The following is a 17,593-nucleotide window of genomic DNA, read 5'->3' as shown; positions in this document are numbered from 1 at the left end:
CTACTGCAAAGAACTCGGAATCCGATTATCCGGCCCGTCGCTTGGCAGGCCCAAGAAGGATCAAAAGGTTGACAAAAAACAAGAATACACTGACAACTGCGATCGAGTAGAGGTCGAAAGAGGCTTCAGCCTGGCGAAAAGAAAGTTCGGGCTCAGGCTTATTCGAACACGCCTTGAAGAGACCAGTCTCTGTGTGATTGCTTTATCCATCCTTACAATGAACCTGTCCAAGGTTTCATTGCGCATTTTTTTGACTTTCATCCAATGGATGAGCTCCCCTAGAATTGAACCTCTAATGAAGCCGTAAGCTAAAAATAGGGATTTATTCAGCAGGCATTAAATAATATATCGCTTCTGCTGCCACCGAAACAGGGTTTAACGTTTTGTCCAATACATTCTTCTTGAACCACTTGTATAATGGACCATTATCTTGTCCTGTGGCTGTTTTTACAGCTCCAGGATGCATCGCATTGATGGTTACACCCGATCCTCGGAAATACTCGTCAAATTTCAGCATCGCTAAGAGTTCGGCGAGTTTGGCCGTACCGTAGCTTTTCAAACCGGAATAACGCCTTTTTGACCAATCCAGATCGTCAAAACGCATCCCCCAAGCTGCAAAGCGGTGCCCTTCTGAGTTTACCAATAGGATCCGACATTTCCCCTGGCATTTTAGTTTTTCTTTTAAGATGTCGTTCATGATGAAAGACGAAAGGTAGTTCACCATAAAGACTTTCTCAATTCCATTTGAAGTGATTTGTCGTTTTGTAAGATAAATGCCGGCATTATGAATGATGATATCAATTGGTTTCTCAATTTCCAGCAAACGATGGGCAGCTTGATGTGTATCATCCATGCTGCTGAAATCAGCCAAAATATAATCACACTTCACTTTATACACGCTCTCAATTTCATGTTTCAAAGCTTCTGAGCGCTCTTTGTTTCTGTTGATGCAAATCAAATCGGCACCTTTTGAGGCGAACTTTCTGGCAGCGGCATAGCCGATTCCGGAAGTAGCCCCAGTTATGACAACCAGCTTGCCCTTGCAATCATCCGCACAAATCAATGGACTTTTGGAGTTGTTTTTTATCATGGCCATCACATTCGACAAACGATATTCTTTAAACTATTTCCCGAATTTTATCCCATTATTTTTCATGTTGTCACCCAAATTTTTTCTTCATGAATTTTCTGTATCTTTTTCCGAATGACGGGATGTTATCAAATATATCTCCCCACAGATCATAATAATCTCGTTGCTCAATAATTCTGCCCTGCTCATTTATGGTTAATCTTGAAAGACCGTATAAGATGGAACTGGGATATTTCTTATAGCTGATCGTCATCTCCCATTCGATGAATATATCATCCCCCTGTTGCACAACTTTAACCAATTTCATATTCAAATCTTTTGAGCGTTCTGTCAGTCTATCCGTCATTTCATTGAATGCCGCAATACCTCTGATCTGCTGTATTGTATCTTTAAATTAAATAGTATCGTCATAGTAAGGTAAGATGTGTGACCAATCAGGTTTTCCATCGGTATTGTAGGTTTTTGACCAGAGTTCTTTTACAAGTTCCAGCGTGAGCCTGGACGCTCTTTCCGTTTTAAATTCTTCCATATACATCATCTCTTTCTGCATATTTTGAATTCTCTATTTACTGTTATTTTAGCATATTGTTGCCAACATCCCTAGTGACGAACTCTTCCCGATTTTGAGGGTCCGCAAAAGAAAAACCAGCTGAGAATACCGTTTTCGCGGTTTTCAGCTGGTTTTCCTCTTTTTTGATTATTCTTGAAATGGGACCCGGATTACCCGAGGACTGTCTTTGTTTCTTATTTTTTGCTTGTCTCGATAGAAGCAGGGCTGTTCAAGTCCGTGTTGATCAGGTCGAGGATTTCGTTCTTGATCTCCAGATAAGTACTATCTATGTTGACCCGGTGATTATTTGTTTTCAACGCCTGATACGTGTAATCCAAGTCATAAGTCTTAATGATTTTCCCTGGTTGCTTCGACATCACGATGAGACGGTTGCCCAGCGACATTGCTTCATCGACATCATGCGTGATCATAAGAACCGTATTTTTATTTTCTTGCCATAAATCACGGATCAATGTCTGCATATTCAGGCGCGTCAATGCATCCAATGCCCCTAACGGCTCATCCATCAGAATCATTTCCGGCCGATTGGCGAGAACACGTGCCAACGCCACACGTTGGCGCATGCCGCCGGAAAGTTCAAAAACGGCTTTATCTTTATCCTTCAGCATCCCGATTTGTTCAAGGAAATGATCGCTGATCCGATCAACTTCCTTTTTGTCCAACCCTCTGATGTTCGGACCGAAACCGACATTATCTTTTACATTCAGCCATGGATATAACGTTGGCGACTGGAAGACCACTCCCCGATGCCAGTCCGGCCCCTGAATCGGTTCGCCTTGAAAAATCGCTTCTCCGGTTGTCGGTTGTTGATAACCGGCAATGATTTTCATCAGCGTGCTTTTTCCGCAACCGGAAGGCCCCAGCACACAGACAAAGTCTTGGGGAGCAATCGTCAGATCGATTTCTTCAAGAGCCAACATCTGGTCTTTGCCACTGCCGTAATCCATACTGACATTGCGGAGTTCGATTAACGGTGATTGTGTATTCATATCAAAACATCCTTATCTTTCCAAGTACATTTCGATGTACTTTGGATTGATGAAAGCATCAAATTCCTCTTGCGAGGGTGATTCTGTGATCGAGCCCTGTTCCAGCAAGAAATCGGCCGTTTCTTTCATGACTTTCGAGAAAGCGCCGGCTGATTCGCTGGTACCCATATACGCCTCAGAAATTTCTTCTTCCGCCGTCAGCCAAATCGATCCCTGCATCTGGCCCAACGCATTTTCCACCGTTATTCCAAGCGGTGCCGCAACAATTGCGGCTGCCTGTTCCGGATTTTCTCGGTAAAGATTGCCTCCTGCGATAAGCGCCGCAATGAAATCCGCCGTGAGCTCAGGATACTGTTCCGTGAATCCTTTTCTTGCCAGCAGCACGTTCGCCGTCTGGTGGCCCATCGATGCAACCTGTTCAGAGGAAACCAACATGTCACCGTTTTCCAGCAGACTACCTAAAGAAGGCTGCCACGTATAGGCGGCATCGATGTCCCCTCGTTCCCATGCAGCAACGATGTCAACAGTCTGCATATCCAACAGTTGAACTTGGTCGGCGATACCGGCCTCGTTAAGAACCTGCAGCAAACTGTAGTGCGAAGTGGAGGCAAACGTTGTTGCAATGCTCTTTCCGGCCAAATCTTCGACTTTTTCGATTCCGCTGTCTTTACGCACGGCCAAAGCTTCGATTTCACCCAGAATTTCATGCAGCCAAATCAGCTCTACATCCAACCCTCTTGATAAGGCGATGATGCCGTTAGTGTTACCCATCGATGCAAAATCGATGCTCCCTGATGCAAACGCTTGGTTCGCTTCCACACCTGAATCGAAAACCAGGAAGTTCGTTTCGATGCCTTTATCCGCAAAATATTCATCGAACAAGGCTTCTGTCTTGGCGATTTTTTCATCGTTCGGCACACGCAAATAACCGATATTGATTTCTTCCGGAAGGTCTGATGTTGTATCCCCGGATCCTCCACAGGCCGCTAATGTACTGGATGCCAAAAAAGTCAGCATCCATCCAAACAGTTTTCTTCTTTTCATATTAATCCTTCCCTTTCCAGAATATAAATTTATTTTCCAAATAGAGTAACCCGCTGTCCATCAGAATGCCCGTGATGCCCATTATGATGATGCCGACGAACATCACATCCGATTTCAGATACCGGGAGGCATCGATAACCATCCAACCGATTCCGGAAGTCGCCGCAGTCATTTCGGCAGCCACCAAAGTGGTGTAGGCAAACCCCATCGCGGTGCGCAATCCCGTGAAAATATCCGGCATACAAGCCGGAAGGACGATTTTGAGAAAGACATCCTTTTGGCTCGCACCCAAAGAACGGGAGCTCAGAATATAGTCCTGATTCACGCTGTTCACTGCCGCAACGCAGGCAATGTAGATTGGAGCAAACGCAGCCAGATAAAGCAACGTGACTTTTGAGGCATCATCGATGCCCATCCATAAAATCAACAACGCATAGTAGGCTAATGGCGGGATCGGCCGATAGAACTGCACAATCGAATCGATGACGGCCCGGAATTTCCCGAAATAACCACTCAGCAATCCAAGCGGAACCGCCGTCACAAAAGCGACGGCCACAGCCCAAAACAACCGCACAAAACTGTCACTCAAATGTTGCCATATACTGATGTTGTTGTATCCATTTCGGACAATGGCGATGAACGTTTCCCACACTTCCTGTGGCGACGGAAGAATCAAAGATGATACCTCACGTAGATTTGTACCCAAAAACCACACCAGAAAAATAGCGAACCATGTGACGAATGTTAATGTAACTTCGAAGCGATTTTTGTTTTTTTTCGCATTCATAAACATTCCCCCTTTATTCATTTATAATAAACTTTATTCCAGATAATAACAATCAAGCGAGCAGAAATAGTTTTCTCCTCGCTTGATCCTGACTATTAAATTAACAGACCGTTGCTGTCTTATTTGTATTAATTGAAGTTATATTCTGTCACGATTGGGTCGCGATTCAAAGTAACGTCATTGAAGTACTCGTATTCAGAAATACCCAGGAAGGAACCGTCTATGTTGTAGATGTTCTCAAAACCTAATTGTCCAAGCGCACGTACCATATTGTAGCTGCGTTGGCTGGAACGGCAGTGAACATAAACCGGCTGATCTTTAGGAATCTCATCCAACCTTCCGCGGAATTGACTCAATGGAATATTGACTGCGCCTTTGACATGACTCTTTTTGTGTTCATGTTCTTCGCGCGCATCGATGATCATCGCACCGCTCTCAACCAATTCACGCACTTTGGTTACCGGCACTTTTTTGAATTCGCCATTCAAAATATTCAACCCGACAAGAACGGCATGGTTCACGACATCCTTGGCTGTGGAAAAGTGCGGGGAGTAGGTCAATTCCAACTCTTTCAAGTCCTCAAGATTGGCGTTCAACATGATTGCCGTAGCGATGACATCGATCCGTTTATCGACATTTCCGCGTCCGACTGCTTGTGCCCCCAAAATTTTTCCTGATGGCACAGCAAAGATCAATTTGAAGAACAAGTTCTCCGCACCAGGCATGATGCTGACCTTATCTTTCGGGATGATGTAAGCAAAATCGTAGGCGATACCGCGTGCTTGGCATTGCTTCTCATTCAAGCCAGTGTTCGCAGAATTCAAACCGAACATTTTCACGCTCGAAGAACCGATGACGCCTGTGTTAAGATAAGTTCGGCCGTATACGTGATCAGCAGCGGCGCGTGCTTGACGTTGCGCGGGACCGGCAAGTGTCAGTTGCGTTTTTTGACCTGTAAAGAAGCAAGTCGTTTCGATTGCATCCCCAACGGCATAAATATGTGGATTACTTGTTTGATAGTGATGGTTCACTTTGATGGAACCAGCGACACCCAATTCCAGACCAGCCTGTTTCGCCAACGCATTTTCCGGAGACACTCCGATGGCCATCACGACGGCTTGCGCTTTGACGGTACGGCCGGAAGCCAATGTCACTTCGTCCGAACCAATCGCTTGGACGCTGTCTTTCAAAATCAGATCTACGCCATTTTTCATGATTTCGCGATTAATGATTTGGACCATATCATAATCCAATGGCGCCATGATTTGGTCTTGCGCTTCGATCAAGGAAACATTGTAGCCCGCCATTTTCAGGTTCTCAGCGACTTCAAGACCGATATAGCCGCCGCCCACGACCGCCACATCTTTGACTTCGTTAGCCTTGGTATAGGCCGTAAGAGCAGCTACATCCGGCACCGTCTTCATGACGAATACATGCTTGGAATCGATCCCTGCGATGGAACGCGGACGAACGGCATTCGCACCCGGCGCCAAGAACAAGACATCGTACGCCTCTTCATACGTTTCGCCTGTCTGCACATTCTTTACGGACACTGTTTTTTCTTCTTTGTTGATTGCCACGACTTCATTGTAGACACGTGCATCGATGTTGTATTGCTTATCGAATTCCGGAGGTGTCATCAACACCAGACTTTCCGATTTCTCGATATCCCCACTGATGTGGAACGGAATGCAACAGTTCGAGAAAGAAACGTACGGCCCTCTTTCGAACATCACGATTTCAGCTGATTCATCCAAACGTCTTACCCGTGCAGCGACTGAAGCGCCCCCAGCAACTCCACCGACGATCAATACTTTTTTACCCATAGAAAAGGCCTCCTAATAATTTTTTATGTTTCATCCATGGTTCACGTTACCTGCCAAAATCCAGTATTGCTTATTTCTTTCCGATTATTTGTGAAAGAATACACTTTTTGCAGAAATCGCTTTCCTATTGATGATACCGCCGATTACCATCGAAATCAAGAAAATATATCCTGAGAAAGAGAAACCGGGAATGGCTGCATACGTCATTTTATATATCCAGTCGTGCATCCTTTCACATTTTATTGCAAAAAAAAGACGATCCGTTCAATATACAAAACACAACATTTCTTACACTATTTATTATATAGTCATTTAGCGGAATTGTGAAATGAAGATAAGGAATACCAGTATTACGAAAATGAATAGATTCACAATGTTATAAAAGCACATTAACCTCCGCCGGAAACGGTCATACTTACCGTTTCCAACCGTTCAGTCCCGTGCAGTAATTGAATATTTTGGAATCGATTAGCTTGTTGCAAAAAACGTAGTCAAAACAGCATCAATATCCCTTTGCTTTTTACTCTGCTTCAAGTACGTAAGATAATAAGCTTGCTTCATGCTGAAATTTTTGAGTGTGATTATGGACAAGGAGCCTTCCTTTAATTCCTCTTCGACCGATAAACGGTACAAAAATCCGATACCGTCATTGTTTTTTATGTAACTCTTCATAAGTTGGATATTGCCGATGCGGCTGACTTTATGGAATGTATCCAGGGAATGATTCTCTTGATACAGATATTTTTCTACCGTATCACTTACCCCTGAACCTTGTTCACGCAACAACAAGTGTTGCTCACTGAGTTGGCCATAGTCCACAGTCTTTCCGCTCAAAGGATGTTCCGGTGCACAAATGAGCAGGATTTCATCTTCAAAAAACGGAAGCTTCTCAAAATCGTTACTTTTCACAGGACCGGATATAAGTGCGAAATCTATTTTTTTCTGATAAAGAAATGCGGACAACTGTTCCGTATTTTCCACCAAGAGGTGCAATCGGATATTTTGTTCCTTTCCGAACAAAGATGTATGATTGGGTAAATAGTACTCCCCAATTGTTCGGCTGACGCCGATAGTAAAGTCCGGCTGCTCCGAGTGAGTAGTCAACGTGCGCAATAAGTCATTGATCTGCCGATTGATCAAGATCAATCGGTCCCGCAGAAGTTCTCCTTTTCTCGTCAATTCCAGATTACGGTCCTGATATTGGAATAGTTTAATCCCCAGATCGTTCTCCAGATACTGGATATGTTTTGTAACGGTCGGCTGCGACAGGGAAAGAACTGCTGCCGCTTTCGTGTAGTTTAAATGATCAGCCAAAACCAAGAAGGTCTGGTAGCGATAATCGAGCATGAAGTCACCCTTTCGTTTCTTTTGCCGGCGCATGCCCACCTGCAAAAGGCTTGGTAGATATCTGATTTGGCATAGCGGCTATAGAAGTAATATAGCATTATTTGAACGCATTAACCAACCATCTGCTCCCAATGATGCAAGAGAGGATGCACGGCTATAATCAGATACTCAACAAATCAGATTTCCATTTTGAAATACCTTGGCATCAGCAGTATCTTCTCGCACAGTTCAAAAAAATAAACCCCAAAAGAGACAAATTCTCTTTTGGGGTTTATTGAACAGTCCTTCTTGTTTCAGTCGATTAAAATATTTCTATAGCTTGACTTAGCTGTTGATTTTCTTGCCCAGCGTATTTCCGACCCAACCGCCGATGACCATGACGATGAGGAAGATCCAACCGGACAGAGAGAAGTTCGCGATTGGTGTGTAAAGGGCGCCCACGTTACAACCGTTGGCCAATCGGGTTCCGATCCCCATCGCCAATCCGCCCATGGCGAATAGCAACACTTCTTTGAAGCTGATCTTCAATTCTGACATGAAAGTCTGGACAAACTTGCCCGCTGTCAAAAGGTAGATGATTGTACCAAGCAGTATCCCAAAGTTTTGCACGGATACAGGATTCTCGAAAAATGGCTGGATGAATCCATCCGGTTTCATTTTGGCAAAGGATGCCAGGGAATCCGCAGAAACGCCAAACATCATCAGGAACTTACCAAACCAGAGACCGTAAGGTGTTGATGCGCCCCATCCGGAACGCGTGACACCCATAAGCAAAGTATACAGCAACGTGATCGCCACAGCACCTTGCGTAAGTGTCCAAGGTTTCACGAACATTCTGTCGTATGTGGCTTCGCTGAGTAGCGCGAAGTTCTTGGAATCGAAGGGAGCCTCTTCTTCCTGCATTTTTTCTGCTGAAACCCCAACGTAAGTATTTTCGTTCTTTCGCTTCTGCTCAAATTTGTAAGAAATGACAATAACGATGAGTGCAAAGATTCCTGTCAGGACCACAGCACCCAAATAACCGCCCAAGCCGTCCCATTGGAAAAGATCCGGTAAAAAGACACCCTGGCTGAAGTTCGCTCCGGTAGCCGAAGTGAACCAAGATTCTTTGACAATGCTCGCGGTATTCTGCAACGGGAAGCCCAAAAACACGCCCATCCCGAAGAATATCAAAGTGACAAAAGCTCTTGGCAGACCGGTGATGAGGTCTGTCAGCACACCCGATGCACAGCAGGATGAGAAGCTCATGCCGAATCCGAATAGAAGACCTCCCAAAATCAGACCAAGGTTTATTGGATTGATCCAAAGTCCGAATGTCGTCACATCTCCCTTGAAAAGCAACGCTGCTGTCACAACGGATGAGATGAAGAACATGAACATCAGTGTACGCATAAGCTTGGTCGATCCTGTCTTGTAAGCACGGTTCACGCTACCCGCGAAGCCTGTATAGGCTCTGGAAAGCGAATAGCCTAGTCCCGCTCCGATTACAAGTCTGAAAAACAACATGTCCGACGCCAGCTGGGTCTTCCCTAGCGCTAAAAGAAGTATGATAGCAATAAACCCTAAAATTGTTTCTCTCTTTTTCATAATTTCCTCCAAATGATAAATTTTTTGTTGATAAAGAGACTTATACCTTTAACAAATTTTCACCAGAATTCCGGTTGATGTGAATCACCGATTACCTGCAGAGAATTTTATCACAAGGTTCTGCTTTCTATTTTTAAAGTTAAATTCCTTTAAAAACAAGGAGTCTCCTTTTCAACAGAAATAGTATATCACTATTTGTATGTTATTTTACCGATATTTCTATTTTTTTGTGAAATTAATCTCTTTCTAATGGTATCGTTTGAAAAATATAATTTGGAATCCTCAATAACCTCAACCGCGCAGATTGATTTCAGACCGCTCTATGTCGCTCGCATTCGCAAGGAAGGGAATGTTATTTTCATCCTCTGCGAACGTTTCGTTCAGGAAACAACGCTATTCCGAGCCCTGATTCAGAACGACAAAAAAGGTTAGAGGCATATACCTCTAACCTGATTGTGTTTAATTAGAATGAACCATGAACAACGCGTTCCAGCAAGTCGGAAATTTGTTCTTTCGTTGCTTTTGCTAACTCCAACGCATATCCGGATACACGGATGGTAGCTTGTGGATAGTTCTCTGGATTTCTCAACATTTCTTCTAGGCCTTCCTTAGAAAATACGTTAACGTTTAAGTGATGTCCGCCATCTTTTCCAAAGTATCCGTCCAATAGCATCGATAAGTTCTCTACTTGAACGTCACGTTCTTTTCCTAAAGCTTTCGGATGAACTGCCCATGTATAGGAAGAACCATCTTTAACATCTTCAAAATCAATCGTACTTACTGATTTCAATGCTGCCAGCGCACCTTTGTAAGGGCTGCTGTAGCTTGGGTTAGCTCCTGGAGACAATGGCGTGAATGCTTCTCTGTAGCCTTTGTACTTCGCATCTTGTCCACTGAATAAAGCACCTGTTGCTTTTCCGTAAACGATATTTGAAGTAATTGTCAAAATAGAAGTTGTGATTTCAGCATTACGGTAAGTAGGTTGAGCTTTCAACTTGCCGACAAATTTCTTGATCAGCATGTCAGCAATTTCGTCTGCTGCTTTTTCGTTGTTACCGAATGTTGGGAACTGATCGCCTTCAACGACATAGTCAATCGGGAAGCCCTCTTCGTCACGAACGACACGGACCTTAGAATACTTGACAGCACTCATTGAGTCAGTCGCCAATCCGATACCCGCAATACCCGTAGCCATCATTCTGTGGAGTTTTGTATCCAACAAACCAAATTGAACAGCTTCGTATGCATATTTATCGTGCATGTAGTGGATGATGTTCAATGCTCTGACATAAGTTGTCGCTACCCAATCCATAACAACATCGATTTTTTCCATCAAAGTGTCATAGTCCAAGTATTCATCTGTGATCGGTTCTAGTCCATCGATAACTTTACTTCTGTTTTTCTCATCGTAACCACCTGTAACGGCATACGTCAGGATTTTAGGAAGGGAAGCTCTCGCACCGAAGAATTGGATAGAACTACCCGTATCTCCTGCTGTCGGGCTTACGCAGCAAGCGATTGAAACGTCATTACTTCCATAATAGTGACGCATAACATCGTCATTCTCATATTGGATAGCACTTGTATCAATACTTACTTTTGCACAGAAATCCTTGAATCCTTTAGGCAGCTTCTCATTCCACATCAAAGTCATGTTAGGTTCTGGTGCGTTACCCATATTATAGAGTGTTTGCAAGAATCTGAATGTATTTTTTGTTACCAATGAATTGTTGTCATCAAGCATACCTGCAAATGTCAAGGTTGCCCAAGTTGGGTCTCCTGCAAACAAAGCTTCGTATTCTGGTGTTCTTAGTTGACGAACGATACGAACTTTCATTACCAAGTGGTCGATCAATTCTTGCGCTTCTTTTTCAGTCAAAGTGCCTTCTTGGAGATCACGCTCAATATAAATATCCAGGAATTCTGCAATACGTCCTAAACCTTGTGCAGCACCGTTATCTTCTTTAACCATAGCCAAGAATCCTAGGTAAACCCATTGCACTGCTTCTTGTGCAGTTGCTGCCGGTCTGCTGATATCGAAACCATAAATTTTGCCTAATTCAATCAATTTGCCTAAGGCACGATATTGCGTTGAAACTTCTTCGCGCAAACGAATGTCTTCTTCCGTATACGTTTTTGCTTGCAATGCGTTCCAATCGTTCAGTTTTTGTTTCTTCAAGTAATCCACACCATACAATGCGATACGTCTGAAGTCAGGAATGATTCGTCCACGACCGTAAGCATCCGGTAATCCCGTAACGATCTTGTTGCGTCTAGCAATACGAATGTCATCGTCGTAAGCATCAAAGACACCTTGGTTATGGGTTTTACGGTGTTCTGTATAAAACTCATCCAATTCAGGGTCAATTTCGTAACCGTAAGATTTTAATGCTGTTTCTGCCATACGGATACCACCATAAACGTTCAAGCCACGTTTCAATGGTTTTTCTGTCTGTAGACCAACGATTTTTTCTAAATCTTTGTTGATATAACCAGCCGGATGAGAAGTTATTGTACTGACAACAGAAGTGTCTGCATCCAAAACCCCACCGTTAGCGATTTCTTGTTTTTTAAGTTCTACGATCTCTTGCCATAACTCATTTGTCGCTTCTGTAGGTCCTTCCAGGAAACTGTCATCGCCAACATATTCTGTGTAGTTATCTTTGATGAATTCTTGGACGTCAATACCGTTTTGCCATTGAGAACCTTTAAAACCACGCCACGCATTATTCATAAACTAATTCCTCCGCATCTTAGTAGTTTGTTTTTATATTCACATTATACACTATCATGAATGATTTTATAACAGTTATTTTAATTTTTTTAAAAAAAGTTAAAAAAGCTGTTAAATAAGGATATTCCTGTTATATAATCAGATCCAAATCTGTATCAATTGTTATATAACTGGAAAATCCTGACGCTCTTCATACTTACTTTATTGGTATGCTCACACTATACGAGAAAAATTACACATTTAATGTCTTACAGATTCAGTCAGGGTTTCCATACGCAATGGTTCCCTTTTCGGTGGCAGTCGTTAAATAAAGTGCAAATCCGGCAACGATCAGCTCGGAAAGCACAAATGACGACCAGATCCCAGTCATTCCCCAAAGGCTGCTCAAGAGGATTGCCATCGGTACGATAACAGCAAGTCCCCTCAGAACCGAAAGGACAAAAGCTGCCCGTCCCTTTTCGGTTGCGCTGAGGATCATCGCCGTCACGATATTGATTCCGACAAAGAAAAATCCAAGAAAATAGATTTTCATTCCGCTGTCAGCCAACCTTAGAATCACCGGATCATTTTCATTGTTGAACAGGCCGATCAGCGCTTCCGAGTTGAAGAAGGTCCCGAGGTAAATCAAGGCAGCGATGAAACCCGCCGTCAACAGTGCATAGCGGTTCACGCGCCGGACCGTCTTGCGATCCTTCAGGCCATAATATTTGCTTATGAGCGGTTGTACACCCTGCCCCAGCCCGGTAAAAATCGCGACCGCCACAAAGGCAATATTTGCGACAATCCCATAGGCGGCAACCCCTTTGTTTCCCTCGAGCCCCAAAATCAACAAGTTGAAGGTCGTCAGCACGACTGCCGAGGACACTTCCATTATGAAAGTGGAAGATCCCAGATTGAGAATGTCCTTGATTGCCGGACGCGTCAACTTGTGCTTCAAAATAGCGGGCCGGGATTTCTTTTTTGCGAAATGGATCGAGAGGATGCCCAGACTGATGATCGGGGCTAAGCTTGTCGCAAAAGCGGCACCAAACATCCCCATTTTTAGTGGGAAAAGGAATATGTAATCCAAAATGACATTCGAAACACTGCCGCCAATCATCGCAAGCATAGCCAGTCTGGGATTGTTGTCGTTCCGGACGAAAGCCAGGACCGTATTGTTCAGGATGAAAACTGGTGCAAACACCATAATCGTGGCCATATAGGCATGTGTCAAAGGCAACGTGACTGCATCGGCACCCAAAATCGATGACAATGCCTTCGAACCGAACAATCCGAGCACAGCGAACAACAAGCCTACCAGAGTGCCAAGCTTAAGCGCTCCTGCAAAGACCGCCTCTGCTTCTTTGTGTTTGTTCCGGGATTTCAGGATACCGAAACGGGCTGCTCCGCCGATGCCGATCATCAGACCGATTCCGAGGATGATGCTGAAAACCGGGATAGCAAAATTCAACGCCGCAATCCCGGTGGCCCCTAACGCTTTTGCAATATAATACGTGTCGGCCAAAATATAGAACGACACGCCGATCATGCCCAAAATATTCAGACTGACATACTTCGAAAAGTCCTTCACTAGTGATTTTTCCATGCTGCTGTCTCCTTCCAAATTGAACTACTCCCACCTATGCTTACGCTTAGAGGTGGGAGATTCCTAAAAACTCCGACCTATCGGTCAGATTCTCGTTAGGCTAACCCCGTGGCCCCCACGGTTCTGGAAGCTAAAATGCGCATGGCTTCCTGCTTCAAGTTTGTGCTTGCGTTGAAATCCCGGTCGTGATGGCTTCCGCATTCGGGGCAAGTCCACTTACGCACACGGAGACTCTTCACGTCTTTGTTTTGATAGCCACAACAGGAACATAGCTGGCTGGAAGGGAAGTTTTTTGCTACAACAACGACTTCTTTCCCATACCAATTCGCTTTATACTCCAGCATTGTGCGGAATTGCGACCAGCTGACTTCGCTGATGGCTTTCGAAAGTTTTCGGTTCTTGACCATGTTGGATACCTGCAAATCCTCAATCCCGATCACATCGTGGTTTTTGATGATATCGGTGGAGATTTTATGCAGGTAATCGTTCCGTTTATTCGTGATATCCTCGTGGATACAGGCGACCTTGCGTTTCTGCTTCTGGTAGTTCTTCGCCTCGAAAAGCTTCTTGCCGTCCTTACGGGCTTGCTCCATGCGGCGGGACAGTATTTTCTGCTCCTTCACCAGTTTCTTTTCCAGTGTTCGGAAAAACTTCGGATTCTCGAAGACGGTTTTGTCCTCATCCGATAGGATGGCAAAGTCTTTCAATCCGACATCCACGCCAATGATAGTGTTTGTTTTGGGAGTGGGGTGGGTTTCGACTTCGCACAAGATGGACACGAAATATTTTCCGGACGGATTGCGCCGAATGGTTGCGTTCAAGATGCGCCCTTCGGGTTCCCGACTCTTGGCGAATGTGACCAGCCCCAATTTAGGGAGTTTCAGTTTGTTCCCGACAATCGCGATGTTTCCGTTCGTTTGCTTCGTAGTGTACGACTGCACCGGATTTTTCTTGCTCTTGTAGTGGGGGTAGCTGTTCTGTTTCTTGAAGAAGCGGTCGTAGCTGTCCGATAGATTCCGCAAGGAAGATTGGAGGGCGGTACTGTCGACCTCTTTCAGCCAGAGTGTCTCCTCTTCTTTTTTCAGCAACGTCAACTTGGCGGAACAAGCGTTGTAGTTCAGTCCCTTTCCTGTTTCCTTATAGCTTTTGTTCCATTCGGACAGGAAGCGGTTGAACACGAAACGGGAACAGCCGATGGTCTTGGTAATCAGGATTTGTTGTTCCTGATTGGGGTAGATCCGAAACTTGTAGGCTTTGTGGATCATCATCGCCAGGCACCTCCTTCTGCCACCTATTATACACGAACGTTTGTTCTTGGTCGAACGAGAGGGCCATCTTTAACAACAAGATTTTTCTAAAAGAATAGGCTGACGCCTACCGCCAATCATCTCCCACCTACTCATTGGGCTGTGCCCTTTTCATTCCTAGAGGTGGGAGTCTTCTGGCGGAAAATGATAAAAAAGGTGTCCCGGAAACACTCCTTCAAAGACCTACGGAATGTTTCTGAACACCTTGAACTCTCTGCCCGGTGGCAAAAAGAGGGTTATCTATTAGATTGATATCATTTGATTATATTTTTTTCGAGAAAGATTGTCAACGCCGTATTCACACGGGGTGAATGGATACCGGAGTATTTCAGAAATAATAAACCAACCTTCCTTATCATCCGTCGATCACTTACCTAAACTACTCCCCAAGCGGTTGATACTCTGCTGCCAAACCTCTTTGAACACCTGGTCGATCTGCAATACGTTTGGACCATTCCAAGAGGTGAGGGTATTCATCCAGATTCAGGAATTCATAAGATCCTTTATATAGTTTTCCCAAAGCCAAACGACCGTACCAAGACCAGATAGCAATATCTGCGATGGTATAGGCATCACCAGCTATATAAGGGCGCTGCGCTAAGGTTTTATCGAGCAGATCCAGCTGGCGTTTTGTCTCCATCGTGAAGCGATCAATCGGGTATTGCATAGGCTCCGGAGCGTATGCGAAAAAGTGGCCAAATCCGCCACCAACATAAGGGCCGGCACCTATTTGCCAGAATAACCAATTAAGGGTTTCGGTCCGGCCATGGATATCGGTTGAAATCAGTTGGCCAAATTTCTCGGCTAAATAAAGTAAAATGGAGCCCGATTCAAAAATTTCCACACGCGGACTTTGACTTTGGTCAACCAAGGCCGGAATTTTGGAGTTCGGATTAATCTCGACGAAATCCGAACCGAACTGGTCACCTTGCCCGATGTTGATAGTGTACAAGTCATAGTCTGCACTCGCTACACCTAATTCTTTCAGTTCTTCGAACATGATTGTTACTTTTATGCCATTCGGTGTTCCTAATGAATAGAGTTGAAACGGAGCCTCTCCGACTGGTAATTTTTGTTCGAATCGACTGCCGGCTGTTGGACGGTTGCCCACTTTATTTGAGTTCTCTTCTTTCCACTGCCATACTTTTGGTAATTCATATGCCGTCATAATAGCACTCCTCATCATATTTATTCGTTACTTCATCATACTACGCACAGGTCAATATGCCCAAATTTTTGCTTATCTATCTATTTCGATTGTTTCGATCCATGCTTTCTTAGGAAAGTAAGCGCTCAAGTTGAGACAGTTCCCTATATCAGCCTGTCTTTGCGGAATCCTGCAGTCATAAAACGCCAGGCCGCTTTTCGGTTTGTCAGCCAAGCAATCTGGGCGTCGTTTTTGAGGTTGTTCAATATTCTCGGTACAAAATATTTTGCGACCGTTTCTGGTTTAAATGCCAATATATTGAATGTCTTTCTGAACTTTTCATCTGAGAAGACCTCAGACGGGTGACCGTCAGGCGTTTTTTTGATAAAATCAGTCAGCACCATGCCAGGGGATAACCGCCCGGCTATTACATTGGTACCCGCCAGTTCCTTGGCGAGTCCTCTCATGAAGTACGTCAAGGCGTGCTTAGTCGTACCGTACAATATTGTTTTTGATTGGACCATGTTGTTTGAACCTAGACCCTCTATACTGCAGATCGCGCCATGTCCTTGTTTCAGCATTCCCGTTGCCGCAATCTTAAAAGTTCAACTACAACCATTCTATCTTCTGTGGTTACAGGTATTGCTGTAACCATAATGATTTCATCAGAAGAAGTTTCTATTTTGATAACGGTATCATTTTCATTATAGGCTCTCATAGAAATACAATTCTTGCATGCCGCGCCCTTCCCCCAAATACCAAAACAGGACTCCAGAACCGAAATGAGTTCTTATTGATTTTTATATTTAACAAATAAGACTTCCTTTTTTATAGGATCTACAATCCTTACCGGTTCATAGATTTTATCAAATGTTGTTAATTGAGTTAAGAGTGTCTCAAACTCATTCAAATTTATTTCCACTTATTCACCTCTTGTTTAGATTTAACGTTACAGCAACATGCGCGCTAGTTTCTCATTTTAAAACCTGCATTCCCGAATTGTGTAACGATAATCACTCGAAAAACCGTTGTAACGCTTGATATATAGCGGTTTTTTTGTTTACTTCAACCTCGTTATATATTATAATATATAACGAGGAGTGTTGATATGGCAGTTATTTTTCAAACAAACAAGAAAACAGGCATTACCTATGCCTATCAGAATGAACCCTACTGGGATAAGGAAAAGCAACAATCACGCGCTAAGAGGACGCTGATTGGGAAAGTCGATCCAGTTACAGGTGAAATCATACCCACGCGTTCGTACAAAAAGAAACCGGCCCCGGCGTCATCGGAAGTTAAGCCAGGGCCGATCCCGATGACGCAAGTCCGAAGAATCTTCTATGGGGCAGGTTATCTGCTCGATCAAATTGGCAAGCAGACAGGCGTATACGCGGACCTAAAGGCCATCTTCCCGGAGCATTATAAGCAAATTCTGTCGATCGCCTATTACTTGATTCTCGAAGAGAATAACGCCTTGAGTCGTTTTTCCCATTGGCAAAAACTGCATCATCATCCGTATTGTCAGGATATTCCTTCACAACGAAGCAGTGACTTATTCCAATCGATTGATGAGGAA

15 protein-coding genes and 1 pseudogene are annotated in these 17,593 nt (G+C 44.1%); 2 read left to right on the top strand and 14 right to left on the bottom strand.

Annotation, left to right across the window (positions count from 1 at the left end; all coding sequences use genetic code 11):
* The coding region (locus BMZ71_RS12435; RefSeq protein WP_143071441.1) for a transposase at positions 1-307 on the top strand (307 nt) is incomplete at its 5' end.
* Between the two features lie 15 nt (positions 308-322).
* On the opposite strand, the gene BMZ71_RS12430 is transcribed toward BMZ71_RS12435, so the two are convergent.
* From BMZ71_RS12430 to BMZ71_RS12365, 14 genes are all read right to left on the bottom strand, one after another.
* Entirely contained in the window at positions 323-1,090 is a 768-nt protein-coding gene (locus tag BMZ71_RS12430; protein WP_177187617.1) for an SDR family NAD(P)-dependent oxidoreductase, read from the bottom strand.
* Positions 1,091-1,160: 70 nt separating this feature from the next.
* Entirely contained in the window at positions 1,161-1,472 is a 312-nt protein-coding gene (locus BMZ71_RS15545) for a nuclear transport factor 2 family protein (RefSeq protein WP_370684645.1), read from the bottom strand.
* 12 nt (positions 1,473-1,484) lie between these two features.
* A complete protein-coding gene (locus tag BMZ71_RS15470) occupies positions 1,485-1,619 on the bottom strand; it encodes a hypothetical protein (protein ID WP_256957884.1) in 135 nt (44 codons plus the stop codon).
* A gap of 215 nt (positions 1,620-1,834) precedes the next feature.
* Positions 1,835-2,650, bottom strand: a complete 816-nt coding sequence (locus BMZ71_RS12420; protein ID WP_086990476.1) for an ABC transporter ATP-binding protein — start codon at positions 2,648-2,650, stop codon at positions 1,835-1,837.
* Between the two features lie 12 nt (positions 2,651-2,662).
* Positions 2,663-3,694: a taurine ABC transporter substrate-binding protein gene (locus tag BMZ71_RS12415; RefSeq protein WP_086990478.1), complete on the bottom strand. Its 1,032-nt coding sequence runs from the start codon at positions 3,692-3,694 to the stop codon at positions 2,663-2,665.
* Between the two features lies 1 nt (position 3,695).
* Positions 3,696-4,481: an ABC transporter permease gene (locus BMZ71_RS12410; protein WP_218142827.1), complete on the bottom strand. Its 786-nt coding sequence runs from the start codon at positions 4,479-4,481 to the stop codon at positions 3,696-3,698.
* A 128-nt stretch (positions 4,482-4,609) separates the two neighbouring features.
* Positions 4,610-6,307 (bottom strand): FAD-dependent oxidoreductase, encoded by a 1,698-nt coding sequence (locus tag BMZ71_RS12405; protein ID WP_086990482.1) that lies wholly within the window; start codon positions 6,305-6,307, stop codon positions 4,610-4,612.
* Positions 6,308-6,775: 468 nt separating this feature from the next.
* On the bottom strand, positions 6,776-7,687 hold the full coding sequence (locus BMZ71_RS12400; protein WP_086990484.1) for a LysR family transcriptional regulator: 912 nt from the start codon (positions 7,685-7,687) through the stop codon (positions 6,776-6,778).
* A gap of 291 nt (positions 7,688-7,978) precedes the next feature.
* On the bottom strand, positions 7,979-9,241 hold the full coding sequence (locus BMZ71_RS12395; protein WP_086990485.1) for a YeeE/YedE family protein: 1,263 nt from the start codon (positions 9,239-9,241) through the stop codon (positions 7,979-7,981).
* 463 nt (positions 9,242-9,704) lie between these two features.
* Positions 9,705-11,975 (bottom strand): formate C-acetyltransferase, encoded by a 2,271-nt coding sequence (gene pflB / locus BMZ71_RS12385; protein ID WP_086990489.1) that lies wholly within the window; start codon positions 11,973-11,975, stop codon positions 9,705-9,707.
* Positions 11,976-12,231: 256 nt separating this feature from the next.
* Entirely contained in the window at positions 12,232-13,560 is a 1,329-nt protein-coding gene (locus BMZ71_RS12380; RefSeq protein WP_086990491.1) for an MATE family efflux transporter, read from the bottom strand.
* Between the two features lie 95 nt (positions 13,561-13,655).
* The gene (gene tnpB, locus BMZ71_RS12375; RefSeq protein WP_093234153.1) at positions 13,656-14,828 is read right to left on the bottom strand and encodes an IS200/IS605 family element RNA-guided endonuclease TnpB; all 1,173 of its coding nucleotides are present in this window, start codon (positions 14,826-14,828) and stop codon (positions 13,656-13,658) included.
* Positions 14,829-15,246: 418 nt separating this feature from the next.
* Positions 15,247-16,035: a glutathione-dependent disulfide-bond oxidoreductase gene (gene yghU / locus BMZ71_RS12370; protein WP_086990495.1), complete on the bottom strand. Its 789-nt coding sequence runs from the start codon at positions 16,033-16,035 to the stop codon at positions 15,247-15,249.
* Positions 16,036-16,178: 143 nt separating this feature from the next.
* A complete protein-coding gene (locus BMZ71_RS12365; protein WP_306298104.1) occupies positions 16,179-16,610 on the bottom strand; it encodes an SDR family oxidoreductase in 432 nt (143 codons plus the stop codon).
* A 512-nt stretch (positions 16,611-17,122) separates the two neighbouring features.
* Here BMZ71_RS12365 and BMZ71_RS12360 point away from each other — a divergent pair.
* Positions 17,123-17,593 (top strand): annotated as a pseudogene (locus BMZ71_RS12360) (IS1634 family transposase); the annotation flags it as partial.

The sequence above is a fragment of the Trichococcus flocculiformis genome (assembly GCF_900113645.1).
In the GTDB taxonomy this organism is placed as follows: domain Bacteria; phylum Bacillota; class Bacilli; order Lactobacillales; family Aerococcaceae; genus Trichococcus; species Trichococcus flocculiformis.
The sequence above is the reverse complement of the archived record's forward strand: the minus strand, read 5'-3'. Positions and strand labels throughout refer to the sequence as shown.

Excerpts from the sequence above, each read along its gene's own strand:
- BMZ71_RS12430 (WP_177187617.1), bottom strand. The coding sequence starts at position 1,090 with ATGATAAAAAACAACTCCAAAAGTCCATTGATTTGTGCGGATGATTGC.
- BMZ71_RS15470 (WP_256957884.1), bottom strand. The coding sequence starts at position 1,619 with ATGGAAGAATTTAAAACGGAAAGAGCGTCCAGGCTCACGCTGGAACTT.
- BMZ71_RS12420 (WP_086990476.1), bottom strand. The coding sequence starts at position 2,650 with ATGAATACACAATCACCGTTAATCGAACTCCGCAATGTCAGTATGGAT.
- BMZ71_RS12415 (WP_086990478.1), bottom strand. The coding sequence starts at position 3,694 with ATGAAAAGAAGAAAACTGTTTGGATGGATGCTGACTTTTTTGGCATCC.
- BMZ71_RS12410 (WP_218142827.1), bottom strand. The coding sequence starts at position 4,481 with ATGAATGCGAAAAAAAACAAAAATCGCTTCGAAGTTACATTAACATTC.
- BMZ71_RS12405 (WP_086990482.1), bottom strand. The coding sequence starts at position 6,307 with ATGGGTAAAAAAGTATTGATCGTCGGTGGAGTTGCTGGGGGCGCTTCA.
- BMZ71_RS12400 (WP_086990484.1), bottom strand. The coding sequence starts at position 7,687 with ATGCGCCGGCAAAAGAAACGAAAGGGTGACTTCATGCTCGATTATCGC.
- BMZ71_RS12395 (WP_086990485.1), bottom strand. The coding sequence starts at position 9,241 with ATGAAAAAGAGAGAAACAATTTTAGGGTTTATTGCTATCATACTTCTT.
- pflB (WP_086990489.1), bottom strand. The coding sequence starts at position 11,975 with ATGAATAATGCGTGGCGTGGTTTTAAAGGTTCTCAATGGCAAAACGGT.
- BMZ71_RS12380 (WP_086990491.1), bottom strand. The coding sequence starts at position 13,560 with ATGGAAAAATCACTAGTGAAGGACTTTTCGAAGTATGTCAGTCTGAAT.
- tnpB (WP_093234153.1), bottom strand. The coding sequence starts at position 14,828 with ATGATGATCCACAAAGCCTACAAGTTTCGGATCTACCCCAATCAGGAA.
- yghU (WP_086990495.1), bottom strand. The coding sequence starts at position 16,035 with ATGACGGCATATGAATTACCAAAAGTATGGCAGTGGAAAGAAGAGAAC.